Genomic DNA, 1,573 nt, shown 5'->3' with positions numbered 1-1,573 from the left:
GACAGACACTATGACCCAATCCGAGGGCACTAAAAAGATAGGAGCCCCCGCTCGTGACCGCGGGTCGGGGCTGCGACAATGATGTTGAAGTGCCATAGGCGCAGCCGCGCCGCAACGAGGTTGGGAGGCTCCCATGCCAAAGTATTCTACCGCGTTCGGGATGGACGTCCACCTGAGGTCGACCACCGTCTGCGCCCTCGACGCGGACACCGGCGAGGCCGTGACGAGGAGGTTCCCCGGCAACCCCTGGGGCGAGATCGCCGGGTGGATGGATGGGTTCCCCGGGCCGTCGCTCGCGGCCTACGAGAGCGGCTACCTCGGCTTCGCCCCGCAAAGGGGGCTCGCCGGGCTCGGCGTCGAGTGCGTCGTCGCCGCGGTCTCGAAGATCCCCAGGTCGGCCGCCGACTCGGCCTCCAAGAACGACAGGAACGACGCCGCCAGGATGGCCAAGGCGATACTCGCCCACGACATCTCCCCCGTATGGGCCCCCTCCCCCGAGGTCGAAGGCATCAGGGACCTCGCCGGCGCCTACGACGGGGCGACCGCGCGCCTGGCGACCGCCAAGCAGCGGCTGCTCGCCTTCCTCGCAAAGCGGGGGTTCGTCTACGGCGGCGCCACGCCCGCCGGCAACCCGAGGAAGTACTGGACCTACGACTTCCTGAGGTGGCTCGACAAGGTCAGGCCGGAGGACGATGGCGGGGTTCGGACGCTCGCCGCCCTGAGGAACGAGGTCGAGGCCGCGGCGGAGGCCCGGGCGGACCTGCTCTCCGAGTACAGGGCCGCCGTGGATGCCAGCCCGATCGCCGCGGAGGTGGCCGCCCTCCAGTCGATCAAGGGCTGCGCCTTCGCGCTGGCCGCAGCCTTCTCGGCCGAGGTCGGCGACTTCACGAGGTTCCGTTCCGGAAGGCAGGTCACGGCCTATTTCGGCCTCGCGCCGAGTCAGAGGTCGAGTGGCGACTCCGTGCGGCTCGGAGGCATCAGCGGTGCGGGCAACGCGCTCGTGAGGAAGCTGGCCGTTGAGGGCTCATGGTGCTACGCCGCGGCACGGCACCAGCCGAAGCTCATGCCGAGGGACACGGGCGTGCCCCTCGAGATAAGGATGCACGGGAGGAAGGGGTCCGAGCGGCTCCTGCGGCGGCGCGAGGAGATGCTCGCCCGCGGCATGCCCGCGGCGAAGGCCAACGCGGCCACCGCGGCCGAGCTCGTGAGGTGGCTCTGGGCCCTCGGCATGATGTGCCGGGAGGGCGCGGAATAGACATGGCCCCCGTCCCGGCGAGCCGGGCGGCCTTCGGGGATACCCCCTATTTCGCTGTGCGCGCGGAGCCCTCCGCATGCGCCTCGACAGACTTGGGGAACCCCGCCGAAGGAATGGAGTGCGGGCCGACAGAACGGTATCCGCGGATATGAGACTGAGCCGAAGGCGTCGATGACATGCCGGGGGCGGACCGGGACGGGTTAACGGCAGGCCCCGCCGACCGATTGCAAGCGGTCGGCGGGGCCATTGTGGCTCTTGACAGCGGATTGGGTCATATGAGCGAAAGCCCGCCAGAGCGAGCAAGGTGACGTGAAACGA

The 1,573-nt window shown here is 69.5% G+C and carries 1 protein-coding gene; it reads left to right on the top strand.

The genetic code is table 11. The annotated features are described in order from the left end of the window. The first annotated feature begins 133 nt into the window (after positions 1-133). On the top strand, positions 134-1,255 hold the full coding sequence (locus tag AAAX75_RS10030) for an IS110 family transposase (protein ID WP_349092073.1): 1,122 nt from the start codon (positions 134-136) through the stop codon (positions 1,253-1,255). The last annotated feature ends 318 nt before the right edge of the window (positions 1,256-1,573 follow it).

The organism is Collinsella sp. CLA-ER-H7 (assembly GCF_040092345.1).
Classification (GTDB): Bacteria; Actinomycetota; Coriobacteriia; order Coriobacteriales; family Coriobacteriaceae; genus Collinsella.
This window is presented reverse-complemented; position numbering and strand designations above follow the sequence as displayed.

Excerpts from the sequence above, each read along its gene's own strand:
- AAAX75_RS10030 (WP_349092073.1), top strand. The coding sequence starts at position 134 with ATGCCAAAGTATTCTACCGCGTTCGGGATGGACGTCCACCTGAGGTCG.